Genomic DNA, 3,531 nt, shown 5'->3' on the forward strand with positions numbered 1-3,531 from the left:
GACATCAATCCGCGCTATCTCGGCATCGTGCCGAAGAGCGCCGCCATCGGCACGCTGCAAGGCTTCCACTGGGTGTCGGACGCTTTCTTCATGGCGGTGCCGAAAGGCGTGCCGCAGGACCGCTTCGCCGTCCTCCTCGATCTCATGGCCTATATGCTCACGCCGAAGATCCAGGCCTTCACTTACGATGAAGGCTACCTTTATCCGGGACCCGCGGTGAAGAACGTGCCGCTGTCGATGGCGCCGCAAAAGAGCCAGGACATCATCGCCGAATTCGGTCGCCCCGAATATGCCAAGCTGATCGCCGACAACCCGATCGAGCTTTCGCTCACCCCCGACAAGCTCGTGCTCGCCTTTCGCCGCTGGGACGAAGAGGTCGGCTCGAAGAAGGCGAAGTAGGCTTTGCCTAAGGGCGGCCCGTCGTAGAGCCGATGCTGCGATGGACGCCAGCCTGACCATAGCCTGGAACCGGACCTTGAGTTGGTACTCTTCCGGAATAATCGCGGCATACGAAAGCAAGCAAAGAGCGCCGAGTCTGTAACGTCCATAGTTTTAAGCGGGTATTGCGACGGCGATCTGGTTAGCGATCGCCGTATAGATGTCGACATCCGCGGATGTCGCCCGGACGGTCACTAGAAGCGAGTAGCGAGCTGACCTGTCCCAGCGTTGAAGCGCTGGCTTCTCCTTCCACCAACCACTAATCGGATAGACACCGACAGCGTCGCGATCGGCCAGCGCCGCAGCGCTGCCTTTCCAGATGTCCGAATGGATAGACCCGCGATCACGAATGGTACCGAGGACCCAACGGTCTCCGCGAGGAGCGACCACGACGTCGCCTTCTTCTTCTACCTCTGCGGCTTTGTTGATCCGCTGCCGGAAAGCATCGAGGCTTTCAAGCGAGCGTTTTACCGCGAAACGCAAACTGTGAGACGCGTAGCGATGACGTCGGGTCCAGCCTCGCTCCCCAGGATTGGGCTCCACGAAATATGACAGAGTAACTCGCAATTCGACGTCCAGCGCGCCTAGGGCCGCAAGCTCGTCGCGTGGCCAGGGAAGCAGATGAAGATTCATGTCGCGCGTCTTGATGGCCGAGCCTTCCTTGCGAAAGGGCAGCAACGCGTCCTCGACAATGAGGGTTGCGTCATTGGTGGCGCTCAGTAGCGAACGGGAGTAATCGGGCACGCCCCATCCATAGCGGCGTAGCACCGCCGATTTCGCGGCCTGCGATCCAGCTGCGTCGAAGTGAGCCCGCATGGCGGGTGTCCATTCCGCAGCGTGCACGATCAGCCCACGAATGGTTTCGGGCCAGAGCTCAGGACGAGCCGCCATGATTTGCCCGCTCAAGCGTGCGCCGAGTGCGTTTGCCGCGCTAGTATCTCCGAACGCCTCGAAGAGCCGCAACGCCGGCCGATAATGCGTCGTGACGAGTTGTAGATCATCGATCGCGGAAGCGGGGTTCGTACCGTCATGTGCGAAATTCCCACCCTCGAACACGACATCGGGCCGGATTGGCCATTGCCGATCCCATATCCCCGATGTTCTCGATGCCGGGGATAGGTCGCCAGCCGGTGCAACCGGCGCCCAGCCATTATAATCCGGATGCTTAATGGTAATCTTGTCGGTCGCAGCGCCGAAGACGATTGGATTCCAGGCCTGGGCTGGGCTCGCGACCTCCTCGAGATCGTTGCGATCGGGGTATTCGCTGGCGCGGATGTCTCCAGGCAGATTGCCGGCGGCTAGCACCATCAAACGCCGGCGATCGCCAGCTCCATAGCATAGTTGGTCGACCGCGGCTGACCAGGACGACGGACGACCGCGTCCTAATCCTAAATCACTTGTCACCGCCATGCAGAAAGCGCGGCGACGACGTGGTGCCCGTGCTTCGACTCTGTCGATCGCTGTCTGCGTGATGGCGCCATAGAGCAGTGGGTCGTTCTCACCAGCGGGCGGCAGGATTTTGACTGTCTCCAAGCGATGCGACAGTGTAACCCGCGCTTGATGTGACAAGGCTCCTTCGAGATCGCCATATAGAGCGAGACCCGCCATCGATGTCCCATGGCCATTCCAATAGGCGCTGTCGGCGACACCCCAAGCTGGCTCATAGCTATGTTGATCCGCCGTATCGAGCCCCAGCGCGATGAGCGGATGATTTTGCGTCACGCCACCATCGAGGAGGCAGACGGCAGGCGCCAACGCGCCGGGGGGATCGACACGATCGCGTAGATCCCCGGCCAAGTCGGCCTGCTCGATCGTCGGCATCTCCAGGAAGAGCGTCGGAGTGTCTTTCGCCAGCCGTAGTTCAGCGACCGCATCCGAGTTCCTAAGTAGCCGATCCATCGCGGCTTCATCAGCAAGCGCCAAGATTACGTCGCGCTCTGGAAAGCTGATCGTGTGCGACTTCGTCCTCACATTTAGGCGATCGGCTACAGTATGGAACTCGGCCAAACGGTCGTCGCGTAGCCAGACTTCCCACCAGGTCGGTCGGTTCGTCGCCGGGAAGAGCGCGATTTCGTCGGTAAATAATGAGCGAGCGACGCCAAGACGAATGCCTTCGATGCGGGCAACTAAAGCTTGGTATTTGGGCTTGCCGGACCGTGTGTCTTGCGTGCGATAGGCTTCGATTTTGTTGGCAAAGAACTCGGTCGCGCTCTCGGGGACGAATACGCTCGCTGTGACAAGTTCCTCACCTTCGGCAGGTGGCCTAACCGCGACGAGCTCGATCGCACTCTTCTTATTCTCAAGCCCCTCGATTGCTGCCCGCTCCGTGGTCGGAATATCGAATTCAAGATAGAAGCCCGGCTGACCCTCAGCGATGCCAATTTCGCGCGCGGCCATCCGATGGCGCGCGGCTACGATCGCGGCATCGATGGCGTTCTTCAACTTGGCGGCATGAGCGCCACGAGCGCGAGCCGGCGGCATTCCGGTGATCACGAGGCGCGGAGAGGTGTAGGCTTCGCTTCGCCCACCGCCTGCGATACGCAGATGCGGACGATTCCGCGGTGCGACTGCCATGATTCCTCGTTAAATTACAGGGCTGCCGTGCGACGCTCGGCGACTGCCGCCAATAGCGCGTTCGAGCTAATGCGCTCGCGGTCCGAAAGAACCGCCCCCTTCGCGGCCTCATCGGCCGCACGCGCTAGTTCGGCCTGCGACAGGCCTTTAGTTGCCGCGACCACTTCGTCCCAGTTGACTGACGTAAGATCAAAAGTTACGAGGCGCGCTTCGAGAATACCGCGCGCTACGCCAGCTTCAGGGATCGAATAAGGAATGACGTCGTCGAAGCGGCGGCCCAGCGCCCTGTCCAACAATTTAGGGTGATTGGTCGCGGCAATGACGAGGCTTAGTCCGTCGTCCTGCTCCAGGAAGGTGAGGAAGGAATTCAGGACACGGCGGATTTCACCAACGTCGTTCGGTCCCGCTCGTTGCGAGCCGATAGCGTCGAATTCATCGAAGAAGTAGACACCTCGCTGCAGGGCGATGGCATCGAATATCAAGCGCAGCGCTTGATATTCGATGCCATCGCCCTGCAGC

At 60.4% G+C, this 3,531-nt stretch carries 2 protein-coding genes and 1 pseudogene; 1 reads left to right on the forward strand and 2 read right to left on the reverse strand.

The genetic code is table 11. From position 1 onward, the window contains the following. Positions 1–399: pseudogene (locus JOZ76_RS30045) on the forward strand (ABC transporter substrate-binding protein); the annotation flags it as partial. A 153-nt stretch (positions 400–552) separates the two neighbouring features. Here JOZ76_RS30045 and JOZ76_RS30050 read toward each other — a convergent pair. Beyond that, positions 553–2,880 (reverse strand): S8 family peptidase, encoded by a 2,328-nt coding sequence (locus JOZ76_RS30050; protein ID WP_366938646.1) that lies wholly within the window; start codon positions 2,878–2,880, stop codon positions 553–555. A 146-nt stretch (positions 2,881–3,026) separates the two neighbouring features. Further along, positions 3,027–3,531: ATP-binding protein (locus JOZ76_RS30055; protein ID WP_291704923.1), on the reverse strand; the 505-nt coding region annotated here is incomplete at its 5' end.

This window comes from Bradyrhizobium sp. (genome assembly GCF_019244115.1).
Lineage (GTDB): Bacteria > Pseudomonadota > Alphaproteobacteria > Rhizobiales > Xanthobacteraceae > Bradyrhizobium.